The organism is Aeromonas popoffii (assembly GCF_037818705.1).
GTDB classification, from domain to species: Bacteria; Pseudomonadota; Gammaproteobacteria; order Enterobacterales; family Aeromonadaceae; genus Aeromonas; species Aeromonas popoffii.
In genome coordinates, this window is the sequence record NZ_CP149129.1 from 2,994,365 (window position 1) to 3,017,470 (window position 23,106).

Annotated in this window: 22 protein-coding genes and 1 pseudogene; 2 read left to right on the forward strand and 21 right to left on the reverse strand. The window is 47.7% G+C overall.

The genetic code is table 11. From position 1 onward, the window contains the following. Window positions 1-61: 61 nt before the first annotated feature. From WJM78_RS13595 to WJM78_RS13680, 18 genes and pseudogenes are all read right to left on the reverse strand, one after another. On the reverse strand, window positions 62-1,132 hold the full coding sequence (locus WJM78_RS13595; protein ID WP_339009871.1) for an LPS O-antigen chain length determinant protein WzzB: 1,071 nt from the start codon (window positions 1,130-1,132) through the stop codon (window positions 62-64). Between the two features lie 353 nt (window positions 1,133-1,485). Next, window positions 1,486-3,447 carry a nucleoside-diphosphate sugar epimerase/dehydratase gene (locus WJM78_RS13600; RefSeq protein WP_339009872.1) on the reverse strand — a complete coding sequence of 654 codons (1,962 nt, stop codon included), beginning with the start codon at window positions 3,445-3,447 and terminating at the stop codon, window positions 1,486-1,488. A 59-nt stretch (window positions 3,448-3,506) separates the two neighbouring features. After that, the gene (locus WJM78_RS13605; protein ID WP_339009873.1) at window positions 3,507-4,061 is read right to left on the reverse strand and encodes a sugar transferase; all 555 of its coding nucleotides are present in this window, start codon (window positions 4,059-4,061) and stop codon (window positions 3,507-3,509) included. 5 nt (window positions 4,062-4,066) lie between these two features. After that, the gene (locus tag WJM78_RS13610) at window positions 4,067-4,969 is read right to left on the reverse strand and encodes an NAD-dependent epimerase/dehydratase family protein (protein ID WP_339009874.1); all 903 of its coding nucleotides are present in this window, start codon (window positions 4,967-4,969) and stop codon (window positions 4,067-4,069) included. Then, a complete protein-coding gene (locus WJM78_RS13615) occupies window positions 4,966-5,895 on the reverse strand; it encodes a glycosyltransferase (RefSeq protein WP_339009876.1) in 930 nt (309 codons plus the stop codon). The genes WJM78_RS13610 and WJM78_RS13615 overlap by 4 nt, the downstream gene beginning before the upstream one ends. Window positions 5,896-5,922: 27 nt before the next feature. Further along, window positions 5,923-6,864 (reverse strand): glycosyltransferase family 2 protein, encoded by a 942-nt coding sequence (locus tag WJM78_RS13620; RefSeq protein ID WP_339009878.1) that lies wholly within the window; start codon window positions 6,862-6,864, stop codon window positions 5,923-5,925. A 21-nt stretch (window positions 6,865-6,885) separates the two neighbouring features. Further along, window positions 6,886-8,193, reverse strand: a complete 1,308-nt coding sequence (locus WJM78_RS13625) for an O-antigen polymerase (protein ID WP_339009880.1) — start codon at window positions 8,191-8,193, stop codon at window positions 6,886-6,888. A gap of 241 nt (window positions 8,194-8,434) precedes the next feature. Then, window positions 8,435-9,337 carry a glycosyltransferase gene (locus WJM78_RS13630; RefSeq protein ID WP_339009881.1) on the reverse strand — a complete coding sequence of 301 codons (903 nt, stop codon included), beginning with the start codon at window positions 9,335-9,337 and terminating at the stop codon, window positions 8,435-8,437. After that, entirely contained in the window at window positions 9,337-10,587 is a 1,251-nt protein-coding gene (locus tag WJM78_RS13635; RefSeq protein ID WP_339009883.1) for an O-antigen translocase, read from the reverse strand. The genes WJM78_RS13630 and WJM78_RS13635 overlap by 1 nt, the downstream gene beginning before the upstream one ends. Next, window positions 10,584-11,705, reverse strand: a complete 1,122-nt coding sequence (locus WJM78_RS13640; protein ID WP_339009886.1) for a DegT/DnrJ/EryC1/StrS family aminotransferase — start codon at window positions 11,703-11,705, stop codon at window positions 10,584-10,586. Before WJM78_RS13640 ends, WJM78_RS13635 begins: the two co-directional genes overlap by 4 nt. 4 nt (window positions 11,706-11,709) lie before the next feature. After that, window positions 11,710-12,117 carry a MaoC family dehydratase gene (locus WJM78_RS13645; RefSeq protein ID WP_080560548.1) on the reverse strand — a complete coding sequence of 136 codons (408 nt, stop codon included), beginning with the start codon at window positions 12,115-12,117 and terminating at the stop codon, window positions 11,710-11,712. After that, window positions 12,110-12,862 carry an N-acetyltransferase gene (locus WJM78_RS13650; protein WP_339009888.1) on the reverse strand — a complete coding sequence of 251 codons (753 nt, stop codon included), beginning with the start codon at window positions 12,860-12,862 and terminating at the stop codon, window positions 12,110-12,112. The genes WJM78_RS13645 and WJM78_RS13650 overlap by 8 nt, the downstream gene beginning before the upstream one ends. Then, entirely contained in the window at window positions 12,859-13,254 is a 396-nt protein-coding gene (locus WJM78_RS13655; protein WP_339009890.1) for an FdtA/QdtA family cupin domain-containing protein, read from the reverse strand. Before WJM78_RS13655 ends, WJM78_RS13650 begins: the two co-directional genes overlap by 4 nt. A gap of 2 nt (window positions 13,255-13,256) precedes the next feature. Continuing rightward, on the reverse strand, window positions 13,257-13,802 hold the full coding sequence (gene rfbC, locus WJM78_RS13660; protein WP_339009891.1) for a dTDP-4-dehydrorhamnose 3,5-epimerase: 546 nt from the start codon (window positions 13,800-13,802) through the stop codon (window positions 13,257-13,259). Window positions 13,803-13,864: 62 nt separating this feature from the next. Continuing rightward, the gene (rfbA, locus tag WJM78_RS13665; protein ID WP_339009892.1) at window positions 13,865-14,743 is read right to left on the reverse strand and encodes a glucose-1-phosphate thymidylyltransferase RfbA; all 879 of its coding nucleotides are present in this window, start codon (window positions 14,741-14,743) and stop codon (window positions 13,865-13,867) included. 112 nt (window positions 14,744-14,855) lie between these two features. Next, complete coding sequence (gene rfbD / locus WJM78_RS13670; RefSeq protein WP_339009894.1) at window positions 14,856-15,743, reverse strand: dTDP-4-dehydrorhamnose reductase; 888 nt, start codon at window positions 15,741-15,743, stop codon at window positions 14,856-14,858. After that, complete coding sequence (gene rfbB, locus WJM78_RS13675; RefSeq protein WP_339009896.1) at window positions 15,743-16,843, reverse strand: dTDP-glucose 4,6-dehydratase; 1,101 nt, start codon at window positions 16,841-16,843, stop codon at window positions 15,743-15,745. The genes rfbD and rfbB overlap by 1 nt, the downstream gene beginning before the upstream one ends. An 803-nt stretch (window positions 16,844-17,646) precedes the next feature. Further along, window positions 17,647-17,793: pseudogene (locus WJM78_RS13680) on the reverse strand (multidrug transporter); the annotation flags it as partial. Between the two features lie 469 nt (window positions 17,794-18,262). On the opposite strand from WJM78_RS13680, the gene WJM78_RS13685 reads away from it, so the two are divergent. Further along, a complete protein-coding gene (locus WJM78_RS13685) occupies window positions 18,263-18,835 on the forward strand; it encodes a class I SAM-dependent methyltransferase (RefSeq protein ID WP_422388452.1) in 573 nt (190 codons plus the stop codon). 117 nt (window positions 18,836-18,952) lie between these two features. Continuing rightward, window positions 18,953-20,131, forward strand: a complete 1,179-nt coding sequence (locus WJM78_RS13690; protein ID WP_339009898.1) for a dicarboxylate/amino acid:cation symporter — start codon at window positions 18,953-18,955, stop codon at window positions 20,129-20,131. Window positions 20,132-20,197: 66 nt separating this feature from the next. Here WJM78_RS13690 and tesB read toward each other — a convergent pair whose 3' ends face one another. From tesB to scpB, 3 genes are all read right to left on the reverse strand, one after another. Further along, entirely contained in the window at window positions 20,198-21,061 is an 864-nt protein-coding gene (gene tesB, locus WJM78_RS13695) for an acyl-CoA thioesterase II (RefSeq protein ID WP_339009899.1), read from the reverse strand. 202 nt (window positions 21,062-21,263) lie between these two features. Continuing rightward, entirely contained in the window at window positions 21,264-22,187 is a 924-nt protein-coding gene (gene rluB / locus WJM78_RS13700; protein WP_042036354.1) for a 23S rRNA pseudouridine(2605) synthase RluB, read from the reverse strand. A gap of 263 nt (window positions 22,188-22,450) precedes the next feature. Next, the gene (gene scpB / locus WJM78_RS13705; protein WP_108536380.1) at window positions 22,451-23,020 is read right to left on the reverse strand and encodes an SMC-Scp complex subunit ScpB; all 570 of its coding nucleotides are present in this window, start codon (window positions 23,018-23,020) and stop codon (window positions 22,451-22,453) included. Window positions 23,021-23,106: the final 86 nt, after the last annotated feature.

Below are 23,106 nucleotides of genomic sequence, written 5' to 3' on the forward strand. Positions count from 1 at the left end.
GCGCTGATGCAAACATCAAAAAGGGGGGCCATAGCCCCCCGTTTCTTATTTCATTTTGTCATCATACCTGTTCTGGCCGGCGAAAAGCATGACGCATCAATACAATACCGACACCTAATATGGCGCCAAGTAGTGTGGCTAGCGCTACGACCAAGGGACGCTTGGGCTTGTCACGACTCAATGGTTCATTTGGAGAGGACAGATAGGAAAAAGACTGGAACGGCAGATCCTGAAGCTTGATAGCCTGAAGGCTACCCAATTGTAGACGTAGGCCACTCAGCGTCGGGTTCAAGAATTCGGGGTTTTTGATCTCCTTAAGCACTTTGAGTTTCTCGGCCAAGGCACGAGCTCCGAGATCAATGGCGAGACTACCCTGATCCTGCAGATTCTGTATTGGTGCCTCCAGCCCTGCAGCACGACTTATTCGCAGACTGTATTCGGTACGCAGGATATCGTCCTGCAACATTTTGAGGGTATCAACCTTGACACTATCGAACTGGGTCTGCAAAGTCTTGATACGGTTTTGCCAGATAGTGTTGAGCTCATTGCCCTTAGCCGATGACTCCTGCTGCTGAATAAAAGTTATATATTGCTCCAAGAGTAACTTGGCATCCTCTGCCGTTTCGGCAGCAAAAGAAAGGGTGATGTCCTCACGCAACTTATCTGAGGCCTTGGCATTGATCCCCTCAACCATCGCCTTGAGCAACATCCGTTTTCCTTTCGAGTCGGTGATCCCGCTCTTAGTGGCCTTGGCATCCAGATAACCCCTTTCAACCAAAAATTGGCGTTTGTTATTGAAGCTATTGAAGTTGTCGACGAAGTCAACATAGAGCGCCTTTTTGTCAAAGGAAGTGAAAGCCGTTGCAGGCACCTGAGCATTCATCAACTGGTTAATATGGAGCTCAAGTGACCCCACCTCTTTGAGGGTGGGCAACTTAATCTCAGCCTGACTGACCCAAACCTGAGGAGCTAGCAGGGCATAAGCAATGCCTGCCCCGGCAAATATTCCTGATACTAATAGGATGAGGACTTTCTGGCGCCATAGTACCAACACCAGCTCGCGTAGATCTATCTCATCTGACACGGGGGCTTGTACCCACTGATTAGGAATGACTGGCGTTTTTTCGTTCATCTTCTCTCTCTTGATTATCAGTATTAACATACGGTATATAAGGGGGGCCACTAAGGCAAGCCGACCAACTAAGGCACCAAGTATTCTTAAACAAATACCACCAAAATAAAATAGTCAGATAATAGCTAATCTATTGGCTTGTATGGGGCTATTCCAACGGAAGCATCCTTCATTACCCAGCTGATAATAATATATATTTATAAAAAGCATCAGCACTATTTCTGGGAGAATAAAAAACGTGGAAAAACTCCCGATAGTTCTACAACAGCTCACTCGATTGCGTATCCAGAATATCGTCCACCCAATGACTATACAATGTTTATGTATCCATCACCGCTAAACAGACATACCACTTAATGCAATGGTTGATGACCCTCTGAATTAAGAAAATCAATGTCCTCGACTACACTCAGGCTCGGTTCATGCGACAAAGTATTTTTTGCCTGCCACACGAGATCGCAGATCCCGTTGGTAGGATTAAAACCGGTCGGCATACTTAACAGCAGGCTACGGATCTGTTCATGATCAAAGCGGAAACACGCGCTATCCAGCTCAGCCAAAAACACCCGTAATTGTGACCATGGCAACATCAACTCAGAGGCTTTCATGATCCGGGGATGCGCAGTGCCCTCAACCTGCTCGCCAATTAGCAGCTCTTCAAACAGCTTCTCACCGGGGCGCAAGCCGGTGATCTTCACCTCAATATCGCCAGCGGGGTGCTTGTCGCTCTTCAGCTTTAGGCCACTCAAGCGGATCATCCGGTGCGCCAAGTCAATGATCTTGACCGGCTCGCCCATGTCCAACACAAACACATCCCCACCCTGCCCCATGGCACCCGCCTGGATCACCAACTGCGACGCCTCAGGAATGGTCATGAAATAACGAATGATGTCGGGGTGAGTCAAGGTTAAGGGGCCACCATTTCGGATCTGCTTGCGAAATAGCGGTACCACAGAACCAGAAGAGCCCAACACATTACCAAAGCGCACCATGCAAAAACGGGTTTGCTGCTGCGCAGCTGCCAACGATTGCAACACCAGTTCAGCCAATCGTTTAGTGGTGCCCATAGTGTTAGTGGGGCGAACTGCTTTATCAGTTGAAATCAACACAAAGGTTTCAACTTGAGCTCTGATGGCTGCCTGCGCGCAATAAAGGGTGCCAAAAACATTATTGCGCACCCCCTCAACTACGTTGTATTCAACCAAAGGTACATGCTTATAGGCGGCAGCATGATAAACCGTCTGGATCTGGAAAGTGCTCATCACCGCTTGCAAACGATGCTGCCGCTGCACCGACCCCAGCAATGGCACTATCTCAACCTGCAACCCTTCTTGCTGGCCGATTTCTTGCAGGTCTTTATCTATGGCATACAAGCCATATTCAGACAGCTCAAACAACACCAGTTGCGAGGGCTTGCAACGGATGATCTGGCGACACAATTCAGAACCGATAGAACCGCCCGCCCCCGTCACCATCACCCGCTTGCCAGAGATATTGGCATTGATCAGCTCAGGGATTGGGGAAACCGCATCACGCCCTAACAGATCTTCAATACTGACCTCTTTAAGCTCATCGATATGAGCGTGTCCTTCCACCAAATCCGCCATACCAGGGATAGAGAGCACTTCACAAGGGCACTGTTCCAGTCGATTGATCACCGCTTGCCTGACGCTGCGCGATGCACTCGGCATGGCCAACAGGATCTTTTTAATATCAAAACGCTCGATCAACGACTCGATAGCGTCGGTACTGTAAACGTTAACTCCTTGGATTACGGCTTTCACCAAAGCGGGATCATCATCGACAAAAGCCACCGGCAGATACTCCTGCCCTTGATTCAACGCCAACTGCAACTGCCGCCCGGAAGATCCGGCCCCGTAGATCAGCACCGCAACCCGTTGTTGACCACTGCGCTGTACCAGCGCCCGGAAAAAAAGCCGCACACCACCGACCAGCAACACTGAAAAAGCAAAATAGATGAGCGATACAGTTCTAGGAAGTGGCACTTCCATAAAAAACGCCAGCATTACCAAAGACATGGTGGAAAGGAGTACGCCGAGTGACACAGTCCACAACACCTTGAAACCGACATAGCGTAATACCGCGCGATACAGCCCCAATCGCATAAAGATTACGATGGTGATCGGCAGCAACAATGCAAGCATTTGCCAGTGCAGCACACTCTGCAATGGAATATTGGCATCCAGCCGCACCCAATAGCCGCCCCAGAATGCCAAGGTTAGCAATAGCAGATCAGCACAAACGCTAATCCCCCGTTTATAAACACGGGGGATAGCCAAGAAAGAGGTCAACATAATGGCACCATCTCGTTAATAACGGTGAGGAAGATAAGGTGAAGCAACTCGGCGCAATACTATTTCGATCCAACCGCATCGCCAGTGCCACTGCCGGTTGCCGTCATGATGATATAACGAAAGTAGTTAGTTAAGGTGAGGGTATCGATCATCTGCCGATCTATTTTGGCAAGCAAAGCCGGGGTCGACATATCGATATTTTGTACCTGTGCCAACCCTGTAATCCCAGGTAACACCTCATAAACCCCCAAGGCATCACGCTCTTTTATCAGTTCTGCCTGATTAAAAAGATTAGGCCGCGGCCCCACAAGACTCATTTCCCCCTTAAGCACATTAATCAGCTGTGGCAGCTCATCTATTTTTGTCTTGCGTAAAAAAGCACCTAACTTAGTGATTGAGGCACTATTCGCCAAGTGACTTGCAACAGATTTTGTCTCTACTGACATCGTTCTTAACTTTATCAGTTTAAAGGATTTTTTGTTTTTCCCCATTCTCTCTTGTATAAAAACAGGTGAACCGGTATCAAACATTCCAATAATTATAAAAATTAAGATTACAGGCCATAAAATTAAAACACCCAATAATGAAGCAAAAATATCAAGCAGTCTAATCACTCTATCTAATCCTTATTAAAATATGACAATGCTTGTGTCATTGTTAATGGTGCTTGCCAATTTAAAATATCTTTACAATTAGAGTTATCAACCTCTAGATTCCCTAAAAGCTGTTCAACCATCGTTGATTTACCAATAATCTTTGCACAGGCAGAAATAAAACTAGCAGGTATTGGAAGTTGGAATATTGGCTTATTAAGTCCTCTAGCTATAGCATTTGTAAAATCTTTAGTTGATACGGCATACCCATCTGATGCTAGAAAAATATTACCCGCAGCATCAGGATGTTTAGCACATACAACCAACAGGTCAGCCAAGTTTTGAACAGATATGAAGTCTCGCTTATTATCAATTAGCCCAAAAGGCAATAGTGGAAATAACTTCACTAAGCGTACCAACAATGAAAAATTACCCGGTGCATTTATACCATAAACTAATGTAGGTCGTATGATAACAATCTCGAGTTTTTTTTCACACTCTATAGCTTTTAACCCTATTTCTGCATCTAATTTTGACTTGGCATAACTATTGTGTGGAGCTGGTTTATCATTTGGTAAAAACCGTTCCTGATTAGTGCTTAATCCATTAACTCCAATTGAACTAACAAACACAAACCGCTTAACATTAGCTTTCACAGCTTCTTGAGCAAGATGCAATGTTAGATTCGTGTTAAAGACACTATAGTCAATGCAAGATATTGACTTACTGTGTGCTATACCAGCCAAATGGATTATTACATCTACTCCCGCAAGATCTTTGGCTGAAACATCGAATAAATTAGAGAAAACCTTACAGTTAAACGCTGAATCTTCACTGCGTGAAATAGACAATAACTCAAAATTCTCCGCAGCATGTTTAAGAAACTCTTTACCAATAAAACCACTTCCCCCTGTAATAGCAACCTTCATTTCACCTCACCTGTTTCCAAAAACTTGGAGTTTCCTCTAATTGCCAAAATCAAAAACAAAATAATACAAAAGACTTTATCGGAATATTTTCTTCTCAATTTAAAGCTAATCAATACAAGTTTAAATAAACCAACCCGTCCCTGATATAGATATGAAATAGGAAGGCAGTGTTTTTGACCAATAAATTCAGCTTGCTGAACTACATAATTTAGTCCCCTACCATCGCACATAATATTAATACGTTTCAAAAAAGAAAGAATGCCTGAGTTTGCACCAACTTCGTTAGTGGAATGCTGCCTGTAGCGCATTAACGGTCTAGGATCTATGACCCATTTGTAACCACTAAACCTAGCCAAAGAATAACAAAACCAGTCATGAAGCCATAGCTTATGAATATAATCGTAATTTCGTATTACGCTATCTTGTATTTTTTTATATAAAGTTTTTGTAAAAACAAAAGTACATCCTGGACCAGGGGATTCAAATAAATAATCATATTCAACCTGAGGAGAAGACTTATTTATCAGCCTCTCACTTCCATTCTCCCAAAATGCAGTAACGTTAGATGAATACCCATCAGAACGGCTATTTGATAATAAAATTATTGCCTCTCTTATTTTTGTTGATTCCCATATATCATCTTGATCAGCAAAAGCTATATAGTCATAATCATCAACACTAACTGACTTGATTAAATGGAAAAAATTTCTACCTGCAGAACCGAATTTATGCCCATACTCTAGGAGAATAATATTCTCATTAGCAGTAGCAAATTCAGTCAGCATAGATAGACTATTATCTGAACTTTTATCTAGTGAAACATATATTGTCACGTCAACATCAAGCTGGCAGAGAATAGAGTCTATTTGCTCTTTGAGATATTTTTCACCATTATATGATGCAAGTAACACACAGATTTTTTTCATTTTTTATGACGATTCCCAAAATCCATATCATCCAATAATAATAAATATCCGAGTTATAAAATCACGAAATTTATCAGACTTATAGGGATATCTATTACAAGCAGCATGAATACGTTGAATAACACTTCTTTTATTAAAAGCGCTAAAGAACGTCATTCTCTTACGCCCACTAGAATTTATTTTGTCTATTTCAGATTGTGATAGTTCGTTATAAAAGAAATTAAGTTGATTTATTGCCCGATGAAAGTTTACCCACGATTTTTTAATTTTTTTATAAAATCCACCAAAACCATTATCGAGAGTAGCGCCAACAGCATTATTATCATGCTGCCGATACTTAACAAGCGGCTCATTAATTACTAGTACATTACTATGAATAGCAGCGAACATTAAAGCCCACCAATCATGCATCACGATATTTTTATCATCAAGAGGATTTATTCTATCTACACATTTTCTGTTTAATAACATTGCACATCCTGGTGCAACATTTTGAAAGAAAAGATTTGATATCTCCCCCCCCCAATCAAATGAAATTTTTTCATTTTCAAAAAAATTACGGCCTAATGGGTTCAAATCTTTGTCAACAAGTGTTAGGTTTGAATAGATAACCCCCGGATGATGGATATCAAGCAGCTTTGATTTTTCATAAAATTTTAATAATTTGTCCTTGCACCAAACATCGTCTTGATCAGAAAACATGACAAATTGAGCCGTTGAAATACTTAAGCCATGAGAAAAGTTTCCCACAGGTCCTTTATTAAAGGTATTTGTCACCACTTCAATTTTCGAATCATTCAATTCATGGACAATTTTAGTTGTATCATCAACGGAACAATCATCACTAACGATAACCCTATTAATAAGATCGCTGTAGCCATCACTATTTCGAATTGAGTCAAGTTGTTCTTTTATAAAAGAAGCACCATTATAGCTAGCCAATACAATATCTATACAATTTTTATACATCAACAGTCCATCCCCCAAACCTTATTTAGGTTTATTCTCATTAGATAAAACCTTAAAACTAGAGCTAAACTTTAAAAAAACCATAGCAAGATAGATAAAAACAAATATAATAATAGAAGAATAGGCCATTGACAACAACAATAATATATCTGTATATATATATGTTATATTTAAAAAAATCCCGATAAATATAAGCACACCAAATAACCCGAATATTTTTATCAAGATATAGATGTTATTTCTAATATAGAAAAATATAACCCCAAATATTAATGCCAGCACATATTTTACGTACGGTGACACAAGCGAGAGTACAATAGGCAATTGACCATTAGGACCAAAACTAACTAAATCCTCACCTGTAACTGCAGACACTAATTGCGAGCCAAGTGGGTATTCTTGTTCGATTATTCTAAACATAGCGAGTAGTGGAGATAACAAATAAATAAGCAAGTTTATAGATTCTATTTTTCTCTCTAAGTCATATTGATACCAGAAAAAAAATGCGTCTCCAAACGCTATCATTCGGATCATAAGTAATTTTAGTATTTGATCAAGTCCAGCTTGGTTTGACACAATGAAAAGGACCACACCAACAAATAAAAATGCACCAACCATAATTATACGTGATAATAGTCTAATGCGTTTTGCATTCCTGTTATTTATATCTAGATTACCTACAAGAGCAAATACAAATACTACTGGCAATAAGGAAGCCTTTGAACCAACGGATAGCATCACTATAATTGAAAAGCATGTAATTATAACTAAGGTTAGCTTTCTGAAAACATTGTTTTTTAAATACGTCAAACAATACACAGAAAAAAATATACAAAATAGTGGTGTGACAAAATGAATATATCTTACAACACCAAAGCCACCTTCATAGTATTCTGATTTAGCTCTGTCTGGATTTTCGGAGAGTATTGGGATACCTCTCGTTAACCATAAAATTAGCGTGGAGAGGAACAATATAATGAATATTGTATAGAACACTTGAAAGTCAAATCTCATAGTGTTTTTCAGTATTACATTATGTAATTTACGTGAATTAAATTTATTAAAAAACAACGCAGGCAAGAGAAAACAAAGATTAAATACAGTCAAATCAATGAAATATGAATAGTTATTATTTATTTTACTAACCATTAGAACTGTAGCCCAAGAAAAGCCATTAAAAAAAATAAACAATAGTAAAGGATCGAAAATACTATATATGTGTTTCTTGACTAAGATAAACTGCACTAAAAAAAATAAAAATGCAAAAAACAAATAAAATGAGATGTGATTTTCTATAATTAATAGCGCAAACTCAACAAGTAGCCCCACTATATATCCCCTAGAATAGTGATTATCTATCGTAGAACATTGCCATCATTAGCACATCACTCTGCTAGATACGCGCCATGCTCATAGATATATCTTAATATTAGTGGTATTTAAAGATTCGTTTATCGAGACTGTTGAATATTTCTAGATAAACACTTAGCGGACCATGCAATAGAATGAACGATTATAAATTTCAAAAAAATATATATTAATCTCTCACCAATAATATATGAAATAAATATTAATTCAGTCTTTTATAGCAAGAAAAACAATTGCTTATTGTCAAAAAAATATTTCTATATACAAGACTGATAAATTGCTCTGGATATCTCCAAGAATTCATCCACTTTTCTCTTCCGCTCATGACCTTAAAAAAAACTATTCTTCTCTTTTCAAGAAAAGTGAGCTCCGGACGAGCTAAAATTTTTTCGTACAATTTAGAGAAATCCTGCTTAAGGATTGAATTCCCCCCCCCTTTAGCACTAATACCTAACGTTCCATATTTAATAACTTTTCTTTGGTAGAGACTTATATTTATACCCTGCGATAATGCTTTAATATAAAAGGGATAATCTTCCAAAAGACGATAGGATTTATCAAAGGGACCAACAATATTAAATACCTCTCGATGATAATATGTTGATGCACCAGAAATAATATTTTCGTTAATTAATAAGTATTTAAGTAGCTTATTGGGATGATAAAAAAGATTAATTTTATTGTTGTCAGGGCATGGCTTTAGCATTTTATTATTTAATACAGGCACTCTAAGTCCGGATATAATATATGAGCCGGTTTTTGTAAATTCTTTAATAATATCACCCACAACATACTCATCATAAAACTCATCATCCGCAGATAACGGTATTATTATCTCGCCATTTGACAAATCTATAGCATTATTAAAGGATTGGACCGTACCTAGATTATTCTCATTAATTATCAAACGGTAATTAACACCACTATTATCCAGAAGTGATGTCACCCATTCAACATCAAAATCGTCCGTACCATCGTCAACGACTAAATACTCAACTTGGTACTTATCCTCTATTAACTGACTAGCTACAGATTTTATTGCTTTACTCAAAATCCGCCAGTTTTTATACGTAAGTGTGATGATTGATATTTTATTAAAGTACATTACTTAGCAAACCTTTTAACGGCAAAAAAAACCACAATAAAATAGATAATATAATTTATCGTATAGGCAATATTTGCCCCCACAACCCCATTTTGTTGAACTAAAGCATAAGTTAGTGCAACAAAACTCATAGTGAACACTATTTCAGTGCTCATAAACCATTTCGTAGCACCACGTGAGAGCATGGGATAAGCATACAGCCAAGCCAAGATTTTAATTACATCACCAGTTAATTGAATAGCAAACAGGTCACGAGCGCTGCGAAATGCTTCAGTGAACAGCAGTGAAATCGCTACATCACGCAGTAAATAAACACCTAACGCCATTATGGCGACAACTGGAATTATTACACGCGCGGTTCTATGGATTTCACTGATAATAGCATCGACACCGGTTAATGAGGCCAGACGCGGCAAATAATAAGTGCCAAGCGCCATGGTGATCACCCCTAAATAGACTTCAGATATTTTATACACTGCTTGCCATTGACCTGTAGCATCCCAGCCTACTTGGTCAATTAAAATATTACGTACCAAGATTAACGATACTGGTACGGTTAGCGCACTGGTTATAGCCATAAGCATATATTTGCCAATATCTTTGCGTGCTTGAGGCCCCACCGCCCCCCACCAGTAGCGCAGCTTAAACCAGGGCTGGCGCAAGTTGGCAATAAACATCACCACTCCAATCAAGGCGGCTTGCACCGCGGCGGCTAATAATGCGCCCTCGATCTTGTGCAACGCAATCATCACCAGCATCACACCGCCAGAAATCAGCGCAGAGAGCATGCCAAGGCTGACATAACGGCGATATAATTGCTGTCCGTTAATCACCGAATTGCACAAGGTGCCAATTGCAGCAAAAGGTAACACGCATACGGTCGCCATCACTACCCAAGCAAGGTTTACATCTTTAAATAAACCGCTTGCAATCGGCTTGGCTAGTAATAACCCAACCGGAATAACAATGGCTGAAATAATCAATACCCATTGCAGCGCAGCTCGCCACCAAGATGCGCAAGCATCAAACCCTTGCTCCTTATATTCGGCGGTAAAGCGCACTACACCGCTACCAGCAGGCGCATTAATAATGCCATTTAAACTGCCGACCATGCTTTGCACCTGGCCGAGCATTGCCATACCGGTGGGGCCGGTATAAATGGCCACCACCTTGGCAATCACAAAACCCATCGCCATGCGTAGCAAGGTTAATAACCCCGTCATGGCGGTGACTTTGAGTAAACGCTTCATCCAACAAACTCATTGATAGCAGCTATCACTTGCTTAACCGCGACATCACTCATAGTTGAGTCAAGCGGAATAGAGAGCACTTGCTGGTGAATTTGTTCGGTTAGCGGAAACTGCATATCGGCATATCGTTGATATGCCTGCTGCTTGTGCGGCGGAATCGGATAATGAATTAAGGTTTGAATTTCTTTTTCAGCTAAGTGCTGTTGCAGTGCTTCGCGCTGTTCACACCGCACAACAAACAGGTGCCAAACATGTTGCTTGTAATGTTGGATGGCGAATGTAGCAGCATCGAGTGGTAATACGATGCGCGGGTTGCTGATCCCCTCACAATACATAGCGGCAATCTGTTGGCGGCGGGCAGTTTCGGCCTCTAAATGGCGTAACTTGACTCGCAGCATGGCGGCTTGTATTTCATCGAGACGGCTATTTACACCTTGATAGAGGTTCTCATATTTTTTATGGGAGCCATAGTTGCGCAGGGCTTTGAGGGTGTGTGCCAGTTCATCGTTATTGGTGGTGATGGCACCGGCATCGCCAAGGGCACCGAGGTTTTTCCCCGGATAAAAGCTAAAGCCTGCCGCATCGCCCCAATTACCAGCTCGTTGGCCATTAATCTCGGCACCATGTGCCTGAGCACAATCTTCCAGCACCAATAAATTATGCTGTTTGGCTATGGCCATAATTTCTGGCATCGGCGACAACTGGCCATATAAATGAACCGGCAAAATGGCTTTAGTCTTCGGGGTAATGGCGGCGGAAACCGTGGCTGGATTCAGATTATAGCTGAGTGGATTTGGCTCAACCAACACCGGAACCAAATCATTTTCGGTGATGGCTAACACGGAGGCAATATAGGTATTAGCTTGGACAATCACCTCGTCACCGGTCTGCAGTTTGCCCAGTTCTTTCCAAGCACGTAAGGTCAGGATTAACGCATCCAGTCCATTAGCCACACCGATGGCGTGCTTGGTACCACAATAAGCGGCAAATTCGATTTCAAATTGGGTTAGCTCATTGCCCATGATATACCAGCCTGAATCAATGATTCGGGCACAAGCATCTTTCAGTTCTTGTTGGTATTGATTGTTGATGGCTTTTAAATCGAGGAAGTTGATCATTTTATTACTCTGGAATATAAATTTCGGCGGTGCCAGTAATAACTTTTGACTTACCAACCTTACAGTAGGTATCAAAAAAAACACGTCTTCTTTCAAGGTCTACTGATGTGACCTCAATAGTCGCTGTTACTGTGTCACCAATATATACTGGTTTGCGAAACTTTAAATTTTGGCCGACATATACACAGCCTCGCCCAGGAAGTTGGGTACCAAATAAAGCCGAGAAAAAGCTTGAACTTAACATGCCATGTGCAATACGTCGCTCGAACCTTGACTCTTTGGCATATACCTCATCCATGTGCACAGGATTTTTGTCACCAGATATGCCAGCAAAATCTTTTATATCTGCATCAGTGATGGTTTGCGAGTATGACGCTGTCATTCCAGCTTCAATTTCTTCTATTTTATACATTTTCTGAAAACTCTTTTATCCATTCTTGAACTATGTGTTCTGGGTAACCTCGAGTGAAGTGTTTCCTCCACGGGTAAGCAGGCCTGCGTGTTCCATCTTTTAGTTTTAATTTTGATGTACAACCAATGGCTTTAGCTGGTGAACCAGCATAAATAGTATTTTTTTCTGTTTTCCCAGATAAACAGGAATGTGCACCAATTAGGCAGCCTTCAGAAATATGAGCTCCTGGCAAAATAACTGACATAGTTGCAATTACAGCAAAGTTATCGACTACAACACCCTGCATTACATTACTTGGTGGAGTTGGATCATTTGTGAGAACAACATATGGAAAGATCCATACAAAATCACCAATTTTAGAATGTTGACCTATATGAACATTACTATGGGTTCGAACATAATCACCAATCTCACAATGCCCTTGTATATCGGACAATGTACCAATTTGAAAATTTTTTCCCGCTTTTGTTTTTTCACGCACGGTGACCCGGTGGCCTGTAACAAGTGATGAATCGAATTTGGAACCCTCATAAAAAATACTGTGTGAGCGAATGTGTGCATTTTCACCAAGAATCAAAATATTGCCTTCCGATAATGAATTAGCAACTCCAATCTCACAAAAAGATTCAATAACCGAACCATCACCTATATCAACATTATCATAGATTACTGTATAAGCACCAATAGTTACATTTTTACCGATTTTAGCCTTGCCTGATATTATTGCTGTAGGGTGTATGTTCATCTAGCCTCCTTCAAAAAACAATCATAATCCCTAATGTAATCCGATTCATCATAGAGTTGATCAGCTAACACCATCAGAACACAATCTTCGGAAAAGTCGTACATTTCACGCCACATAAAGGATTCAATTAACAAACCTTGGGCTGGGTTATCAAGTAAAACTTCGACCCTCTCACTCCCATCATCCAAGACAAAACGGCATGAACCACGTACGACTATAGCGACTTGTTTGAGCGTCTTATGGGCGTGGTAACCACGCCGAACCCCATCTTTAGTATTGAAAAGGTAGTACACTCTCTTAACAGGAAAAGGTATATTTTCCCCTTCCTCTAATGCAATTAATGAACCTCGTTCATCACCATGCGTTTGTAATGGGATAATTTTTATTTCCATTTTTAAGTCGCCAAGCTATATTCTAAAAATGTTTTTGCAACTTGATCTTTCTCTGATAAAAAGGCGCCATCAATAGGCCAGCTAATATTAATATCAGGGTCATTCCAGCAGATAGAACCTTCACTCTCACGATGATAATAATCTGTCGTTTTATATAAAAAGTCAGCGCTATCGCTCAGTGTTACGAAACCATGTGCAAATCCTTCCGGGATCCACAACTGTCGCTTGCTTTCTCCGGACAGGCGTACTCCAACCCATTGTCCAAAGGTCGGTGAGCTTTTTCGGATATCTACCGCCACATCAAACACTTCACCAGCTACACAACGCACCAACTTGCCCTGGGCATGAGGCGGCAACTGATAGTGCAAGCCGCGCAATACCCCTTTTGAAGATTTCGAGTGATTATCCTGCACAAAGTTAACCGGATATCCTACCGCCTCTTCAAACAACTTGTGATTGAAACTCTCAAAGAAAAAACCACGCTCATCACCAAATACTTTTGGCTCAAAAATAAGCACGTCAGGGATTGCTGTCTTGATTACATTCATCTGTCTATCCACATGTAATTCAATATTTATGTGGGGAGCATATTCCCTCCCCACATATCAAATCAGGCTTTGGCCACCATTTTTAACAAATATTGGCCATACGCATTCTTTGCCAACGGTGCAGCAAGTTCACGGACCTGGTCGGCATTGATAAACTTTTGGCGATAGGCGATCTCTTCCGGGCAAGCAACTTTCAACCCCTGACGGGTCTCGATGGTCTGAATAAAGTTGCTCGCTTCAATCAGGCTTTCATGGGTACCGGTATCCAACCAAGCATAGCCACGGCCCATCATCGCCACCGACAGATTGCCTTGTTCCAGGTAGATACGGTTCACATCGGTGATTTCCAGCTCACCACGCGGCGATGGCTTCAGGCTCTTGGCGATCTCCACCACACTGTTGTCGTAGAAATAGAGGCCGGTGACCGCATAGTTGCTCTTGGGCTCCAACGGCTTCTCTTCCAGAGATATCGCGGTTCCCTCTTTATCAAATTCCACGACCCCATAGCGCTCGGGGTCGTGCACGTGGTAGGCAAAGACAGTGGCGCCACTCTCTTTGGCCGCAGCCGCCTCCAGTTGCTTCTGCAAGTCGTGGCCGTAGAAGATGTTGTCCCCCAGCACCAGCGCACAGGGGTCTGACCCGATGAACTCTTCACCCAGAATAAAGGCTTGTGCCAACCCGTCCGGGCTTGGCTGGACCTTGTATTGCAGGTTCAGCCCCCACTGGCTCCCATCCCCAAGCAATTGCTCAAAGCGAGGAGTATCTTGCGGGGTGCTGATGATCAAAATATCGCGAATACCGGCCAGCATCAGGGTGCTGAGCGGATAGTAGATCATCGGCTTGTCATAGATGGGCAACAGCTGCTTGCTCACTGCCATGGTGACTGGATAGAGCCGGGTGCCTGAACCACCGGCCAGAATAATGCCTTTACGTTTAGTCATGATGCTTGTTTCTTATTTTTAAATTGCAAAAGAAAAGGGTGGTTTGCGGCCACACCTTTCTGTTTTATCCCTGCCAGCCAGGGATGCATTCAATACATCCCTGGCCAGTAATTTACTTGCCGAGGATCTCGGTCAACATCCGCTCCACACCGACCGTCCAGTCCGGCAGCACCAGATCGAAGGTGCGCTGGAATTTGCCGGTATCAAGGCGGGAGTTATGGGGACGTTTGGCCGGGGTCGGGAAGGCGCTGGTCGGCACCGCATTGAGTTGCGTGACCGCCAGTTCAACGCCTGCCTCTCTGGCTTTGGCAAACACCAGCTGGGCGTAGTCAAACCAGGTGGTGGTACCGGAGGCTATCAGATGGTACAGCCCGGCGACCTCGGGTTTGCTCTGCGCCACGCGGATCGCATGGGCGGTGCAATCGGCCAGCAACTCGGCACCGGTCGGGGCGCCGAACTGGTCATTGATGATTGACATCTCGCTACGCTCTTTGCCAAAACGCAGCATGGTCTTGGCAAAGTTGGCGCCACGGGCGGCGTAGACCCAGCTGGTGCGCAAAATCAGGTGACGTGAGCAGAGGGCGGCGACTTGTTCCCCTACCAGCTTGGTTTCACCGTAGACGTTGAGCGGGGCGGTCGCATCGGTTTCCACCCAGGGGCGCTCACCGCTGCCATCGAACACATAGTCGGTAGAGTAATGCACCAACCAGGCACCCAATGCTTCAGCTTCTTTGGCAATCGCCGTCACACTGGTCGCATTGAGCAGCTCGGCAAACTCCCGTTCGCTCTCTGCCTTGTCGACCGCCGTATGGGCAGAAGCATTGACAATCACATCCGGCTTGACCAGCCGCACTGTCTCGGCAACGCCAGCCGGGTTGCTGAAATCGCCACAATAGTCGGCAGAGTCAAAATCGACGGCGGTGATGCGGCCCAGCGGGGCCAGTGCACGTTGCAGCTCCCAGCCTACCTGACCGTTTTTGCCAAACAGCAGAATATGCATCAGGCACGCTCCCCATAATTCTTCTCAATCCAGGACTGGTAGGTGCCGCTCTTGACGTTGTTCACCCACTGCTGGTTATCCAGATACCACTGCACGGTTTTGCGAATACCCGACTCGAAAGTCTCCTCTGGCTGCCAATCCAGCTCTGCGCTCATCTTGCTCGCATCGATGGCATAGCGGCGATCGTGGCCGGGGCGATCCGCCACATAGGTGATTTGATCGCGGTAAGAGCCCGCTTTTGGCACCATCTCGTCAAGCAGATCACACACGGTATGTACCACGTCCAAATTCTGCTTCTCGTTGTGACCGCCAATGTTGTAAGTCTCGCCGACCAAGCCAGTAGTCACCACCTTGTAGAGCGCGCGCGCGTGATCTTCCACATAGAGCCAGTCACGGATCTGGTCGCCCTTGCCATAGACCGGCAGCGGCTTGCCATCCAGCGCATTGAGTATCACCAGCGGGATCAGCTTCTCGGGGAAGTGATACGGGCCGTAGTTGTTGGAGCAGTTGGTGACGATAGTAGGCAGGCCGTAGGTACGGCGCCAGGCGCGCACCAGATGATCGCTGGAGGCCTTGGAGGCAGAATAGGGGCTGCTGGGTGCGTAGGGGGTGGTTTCGGTAAAGAGCGGCAATGGCTTATTCCACAAGGGATGACCGGCAGCTACTTCATCCGGATGGGGCAGATCGCCATACACCTCGTCGGTGGAGATATGGTGGAAGCGGAAGGCAGCCTTGCGCACCTCGTCCAACCCGTTCCAGTAGGCACGAGCAGCCTCCAGCAGCATGTAGGTACCGACGATATTGGTCTCGATGAAGTCGGCGGGGCCGGTGATGGAGCGATCAACATGGCTCTCCGCCGCCAGGTGCATGACTGCATCCGGTTGATGCAGGGCAAACACTCGATCCACCTCGGCGCGGTTGCAGATATCCACCTGCTCAAAGGCATAACGTTCACTGTTTGCGACACTGGCCAAGGATTCCAGGTTGCCCGCATAGGTGAGTTTATCGAGGTTGATAACTGAGTCGTTGGTATCCCGGATGATATGACGAACAACCGCCGAACCGATAAAGCCAGCGCCACCAGTGACAAGGATTTTCATAGGTATACTCTTGAAAATTAATAGAAAAATTTAATTCTTTTCGGCTAACGAAAAACGAATGGAGGAAAAATTGAGTGTGTCTGACAGGCTGATATCTCACGCTAATCAGGAAGTTTCGATAAGCTACCGCCCCTGAGTTACAGCTCCCAGTATGCTGCTTTTAACCAGAATGTGTGTGCTGTTGGCCATCATGTCCTCCAGCTTGTGAGGTCGCGGTCACTGTTCTTGCCGACTACGTTGCTAAATAACTGTTCGATAAGACAGTGATGCTCGAACCTATCTTATTGAGCTATCCCAATTCAACAACAGCGGTGGATTCTAACGCCTTTAGCAACCTGTTGCACCGTCAGATTTGCCCATGTTGCGGGGAAAACGTCGGCCCAGCTCACCTTCTTTCCCTTCCCGCTCTTTGCTTATATAAGGCGAGAGCAATTTGCGGCCAACCTTTCACTTGTTAGATTGCCATTTCTTTGATTTTAAATGCAAAAATAAACTTTTTACTCACCAAGTCTGGTGACAAGCCCCAAGATGAACAGCTCCATAAGGAGTCGAAGGTTGAGGGCAGTGCAACGGCTATCTTGACGTACCGCCATCCGTTCAGGTATGACGCAATGTCGTTGAAAGCAGGGGCTAGGGCCTGTACTCGATAGAACACGACGCATTATGTCATTGTGGTGCCATATGTATATGATCTTGCACAAAAAAAAAGCGAACCTTATGGTTCGCCCTGCTGCGTTAGGATAACCCAAAATAGGAAGTGATCGCTACTGCTGGTGCTCGCTTGTCTTGCCGGTGTTGGGCATTTACCGCCCACCTGCAATGGCCTTGTAGAGTGCCGCCTGATTGGTCAGCTGGACCAAACGGGTGCGGATCAGGCTCTGCTTGGCATTGAACAACAAGCGCTGGGCGTCGAGCCGGGTCATGTAGCTGTTCACGCCTTGCTCATCGCGGAACTACGCCAGCTAGAAGTCGGTCTGGAGAGCTTGCGAAGATACCGACTGCGGGTTACGCCATCTACTGGCACTTCAAGAACAAGGAGGCGCTGTGCCAACCGCACTCCCATCAGCTCAACGCCTGAATCGCCGAACAGGAGCCGGCTTCCCTCGACAAGCTGCACAGCTTTCTCAAGGTGGTGCTGGTACAAATCAGTGCCAATCCTGCCCACCAGCAATAGCCTTGGACCCGGAGCTGGCCAGCGCTCCTTGCTCCCCCACACCATCACTGACCCGCTCTCCTGCCAGGCAGTGCTGGTTTGCAGCACGACTCTTTGGTAGCCCGCCGCCAAATTTGCTAGAGTAGCGCCCCCGAAAGAAGGTGCCTGCCATGTCCATATTGCCACTGCCCCATCATGATGCCCCCCCCAGTCTGCCATCTGTGGCGGATCCAGACACCCTGTCAGCCCGTCAGCGCTTTCTGATGTTGTTGGCAAGCGGGGCTCATCTGCTGGAAGCGGGCTGCGGCGCGGGTGAGGATCTGCTCTTTTTCCGGCAACAAGGTCTCATGGTCACCGCCTTGGATGCCAGTCTGGCCCAGGCCAGGCTGGCATCGCGCCGCGGTGGCCAGCCGGTGCGGGTCTGTCGCCTCGAGCAGATGCACAGCGCCTTGCCTTTTGACGGCATCTGGGCCTGCGGCTCGCTGCCCTGCCTGGCCGAGAGAGAGCTTGCCCCCGCCCTGATGCATCTCGCCGGCCTGCTCAAACCCCAGGCGCCGCTCTACTGCTCCTTCCCTTATGACGAGGGCGAGCACCGCTGCGCCGTGGCTCCCTCACAGGATGAATACCCGCTGCAGACCCGCCTCGATGAGACCCGCCTGCAACAACTGATCGCCCCCCTGCCATTTGGCCTGCATCAGATCTGGTGCAGCGAGGATACCGAGCACGGCCGCTGGTTACATGCCCTGCTGATCCGCCTCCCCGATCTCGCCCCCACCAGGAATCAATATCGCCGCCGTCGCTTCAAGGGGCCCATCCCCCGTGATCCATCATCCAGATAACAATATTTAACTCTAAGTTAACCAGCTGATGGCAGACAAGATACGGCGTTTGTGTTAAAAAGCGGCATTAAAATCAAAATCAAATAACAAATCAGACACTAACACCTGGATTTACTTATGAAACTTGTCCTCAAACTGGTTGCCGGCATCCTGGCCGGTCTCTTGCTAGGTCTCTACGCCCCTGAATGGGTCGCACGCGTGCTGTTTACGGCCAAGATAGTCATAGGTCAGCTGATCACCTTCACCATTCCGCTCATCATCCTGTTTTTCATCATGAGCGGCATCGCCAGCCTGCCAAAAAACTCCGGTAAGCTACTGGGTAAAACCGTGGCACTCTCCTACTGCTCCACGATTCTGGCGGGGCTGTTTGCCTTTACCGTGGCGAGCCACTTGATCCCGCAACTGACCAGCGCTGCCGAGCCCACCTCGGCCGAGGCGATCAAACTCGCCTCCTACATCAATTTGGAGATCCCGCCGCTGTTTAGCGTGATGTCTGCCCTGGCCGCCGCCTTTATCTTTGGCATCGGCGTCAGCGCTACCCAGGCCACCGATATGCGCCGCGTCGCCGATCAGGGCCGTGACATCATCGACCGCCTGCTGGCCAAGGTGATCATCCCGCTGCTGCCGTTCTACATCGCCGGTGTCTTTGTCGAGATGACAGTGGAAGGAACCGTCTTCGCCACCCTGAAGACCTTTGGCGTGGTGTTGGTGATGGCCATCGTCATGCACTGGCTCTGGCTCTCGGTGCTGTTCGTTGGCACGGGTCTGGCGCTGGGTCGCTCACCCGCCATGCTCATCAAGAACATGCTCCCCGCCTACTTCACCGCCCTGGGCACCATGTCCAGCGCCGCTACCATTCCGGTTGCCCTGCAAGCCAGCAAGAACAACGGCGTGAGCGATGGCATCGCCAACTTCACCGTGCCCCTGTGCGCCACCATCCACCTGTGTGGCTCCACCATCACGCTGGTGACCTGTGCCACCGCCGTCATGTTCCTCTCCGAGCACCTGGCCATTCCGGGCGTAGACACCATGCTGCCCTTCATCATGATGCTGGGCGTCATCATGATAGCCGCGCCGGGTGCACCGGGTGGCGGCGTCATGTCGGCGCTGGGCCTGCTCACCTCCATGCTCGGCTTCGGTGAAGCCTCCATCGCCCTGATGATCGCCCTCTATTTGGCGCAGGACAGCTTCGGCACCGCCTGCAACGTCACCGGTGATGGCGTCATTGCCCTGTGGGCCAACCGTTTCGCCCAGAACGGGGAAACCATGCCCAGCACCGAGCAGGACGCAGCCTGATACGGCAAGCAAACACATAAAAAACGGGAGCCATCGGCTCCCGTTTTTTATGGCTGATATGTGAGGTCAACCGCGCCGACGGATCACCCCCTCCTGCGCCGTGCTCGCCACCAGCATCCCCTCGCGGGTGAAGAACTGGCCGCGCACCAGACCGCGACCGGCACTGGCGCTCGGGCTGTCCACCACGTAGAGCAGCCAGTCATCCAGCCGGAAATCCCGGTGGAACCACATGGAGTGATCGATGGTGGCTACCTGCATGTCCGGCTCCCAGTACGAGACGCCATGGGGCTGCAGGGCGGTAAACAGGAAGTGGAAATCGGAGGCATAGGCCAGCAAATACTTGTGGACCCGTTGATCGTCCGGCATCTGGCCATTGGCCCTGAACCAGACGTGGCGCAGCGGCTCGTGTACATCCGGCCGGATCGGATCGACCAGGGTCACAGGGCGAATTTCGATGGGCTTCTCGCACATGATCTTGTCACGCAGGATCGGCGGGATCTGCTGCTCGTAGGGACGCACCAGCTCCAACTCGCTCTTGAGCTGCTCGGGCGGGGTGATCCCCGCCGGCATGCTGATCTGATGCTCGAACCCCTCGGCCTCGACCTGGAAGGAGGCGTTGAGATAGAAGATCGGCTTGCCGCCCTGAATGGCCTTGACCCGGCGGGTAGAGACGGTCTGGCCGTCACGGATATTCTCCACGTCATAGATGATGGGACGATTGGCATCACCGGGGCGCAGGAAGTAAGAGTGGAAACTGTGCACCTGACGATCGGCGGCCACCGTCTGCTTGGCGGCTGACAAGGCCTGCCCCATTACCTGTCCGCCAAACACGGCCCGCAGACCGAGATCCTGACTCTGGCCCCGAAACAGGCCCTCCTCGATTTTCTCGAGCGCCAGCAGTGCCAGCAGCTCATCAAGTACCTTGCTCATTATTATCTCCTGTATCTGTGCCACAAAGGCTAACAAGCCCGCAGTGGCAGAGCAACCTTGCCCCTCCCCCGCAGCGGATCTGCCGGGCAATTTCATTCAGCAAAGGAGCCATTGGAATACTCAGCAGCAAACTGCAGCAACAAAAAGCCCGCCAAAGAGGCGGGCCTTTTCTTGGGCGAACCCATGAGAGCCATCACAACGCTTACTTGCTGCCGGTACCCGAGTTGCGGGTGGAGGAAGTCGGCTTGCGGCGGGCCGTGGTGCTGCGTGCACGCGGCTCCATGCCCTGCATATCCTTGTGACGTTTGACGGCGCGGCGGATCTGGGCGGCCTGCTTGTGACGGGTGCTCTTGCCATCTTGCTGCAGATCGACCTTGGATTCGGTCTCCGGCGGCATGTTCACCAGACCACGCAGGTAGTTCACATCCGGCAGTTTCAGCTCCTGCCAGCCACCACGGGGGATACCACGATCCAGGGTGACGTCGCCGTAGCGCACCCGCATCAGACGACTCACCTGCACTTCCTGGGATTCCCACAGGCGGCGCACTTCACGGTTGCGGCCCTCGGTCAGGGTGACGTTGAACCACTGGTTCAGGCCCTCACCGCCGGCCGGTTTGATCTTGTTGAACTTGGCCATGCCATCTTCCAGTTGCACACCTTTGCGCAGGCGCTGCAGCATGGCTTCGGTGATCTCGCCAAACACACGCACCGCGTATTCGCGCTCCACTTCGTGGCTCGGGTGCATCAGGCGGTTAGCCAGCTCACCGTCTGTGGTGAACAGCAACAAGCCGGAGGTGTTGACGTCGAGACGGCCTACCGCGATCCAGCGGGCGCTTTCCAGCTTGGGCAGACGATCGAACACGGTGGGACGACCTTCCGGATCGTGACGGGTACACATCTCCCCTTCGGGCTTGTGATACGCCAGCACGCGGCAGATCATCTCTTCCTCGGCACGGGTCTTGACCGTATGGCCATCGACACGGATCACGGCGTTCACTTCGACGCGATCTCCCAGTGTGGCGACCTTGCCATCCACACTGACCCGACCTGCGGTGATCAGGGCCTCCATCTCACGACGGGAGCCGTGACCCGCGCGGGCCAACACTTTTTGCAGTTTTTCACTCATCGGGGTTACCTGATTGTTGATCGCTGCCCGCCAGCATAACGGGCAACGGTTATTACTGTGTCGCACCCCGTACGGGCAATCCGACACGCTTCAATACTCAAAAGAGCTGGTCAGCTGGCACATGCCAGCACAGTGGACCAGCTCTCGCGGCCCTCCCCCGGCATGCCGGGCAAGGGGATGGCGATGCAGGATCCCGTATAGGTCATCCAACACGCCCTCCTGTTCAAGAGGCCCGGTCAGCTGGCACAGGCCAGCGACCCGGACTAGGTCTCGCTCCCCTCGACCGGCAGCGCGGGCAAGGGGGATTGCAGTTCAGGATCCAGCTCAGGGAGCTGCTCCAGGCTCTGCAGATTAAAATAATCCAGAAATTCCCGGGTGGTGGCGAGCAGCTCGGGGCGACCCACCACCTCCTTGTGTCCGACGCTGCGCACCCAGCCACGCTCTTTCAGGGTATTGACTATCTGGCTCGACACCGCCACCCCGCGGATCGCTTCTATCTCGGCCCGGGTGATGGGCTGCCGATACGCAATCAGGGTCAGCGTCTCCATCACGGCGCGGGAATAACGGGGCGCCCGCTCGCTCCAGAGCCTGGAGAGCTCCTCGGCATACTCCTGGCGCGCCTGAAAGCGCCAGCCGGAGGCGACCTCTTTGAGCTCCACCCCCCGCTCGCTGTAATCTTGTCGCAGTTCCGCCAGCAAGAGTTGCACATAGCGGCCGGTGACGGGGTAATCCGCCAGCACACCGCTTTTCAGCTCGCTCACGGTTAACGGGCGCCCGGCCACGAAGATCGCGGCCTCGATCAGTGTCTTGAGTCGTTCAGCGGGCAGCGCCACGGTTGCCCTCCCCGCGCATGGCATCAGGCTGGCGTGCCAACGGGAGATGCACACACACCCCGGCAGACTGGCAGCAAGCTCGGGAT